The 378-nt window shown below is 67.5% G+C and carries 1 protein-coding gene; it reads right to left on the bottom strand.

The annotated features are described in order from the left end of the window. Window positions 1–52 precede the first annotated feature (52 nt). On the bottom strand, window positions 53–378 hold a 326-nt coding region (locus tag BIV03_RS18090; RefSeq protein ID WP_139202086.1), incomplete at its 5' end, for an ABC transporter permease subunit.

Below are 378 nucleotides of genomic sequence, written 5' to 3'. Positions count from 1 at the left end.
CTGGCACCGCGCCTCCAGGCAGTCTGTGGACAAGTCGGCAGACTGCACAGCGCTACTTGACGGAGCCGGCGGTGAGACCGCCGACCAGGTAGCGCTGGAAGATCAGGTAGAGCGCCACGACCGGGACCGCACAGACGATCGAGGCGGCCATCATCTGGCCGTAGATCGGGACGGCGCCGCCCTCCTGCGTGGTGCCGAGGACCTGCAGGACGACCGCCACCGTGCGGGTGTTGGGGGTGGTCATGATCGTCGAGAACAGGACGTCGTTCCAGCCGAGCAGGAAGGCGAAGATCGCCGACACGACGATGCCGGGCCACGAGAGCGGCAGGACGATCTTCGTGAGGATCTTGGTGCTGGACGCGCCGTCGATGCGGGCGG

It is taken from the genome of Curtobacterium sp. MCBA15_016 (assembly GCF_001865105.1).
Classification (GTDB): domain Bacteria; phylum Actinomycetota; class Actinomycetes; order Actinomycetales; family Microbacteriaceae; genus Curtobacterium.
This window is presented reverse-complemented; position numbering and strand designations above follow the sequence as displayed.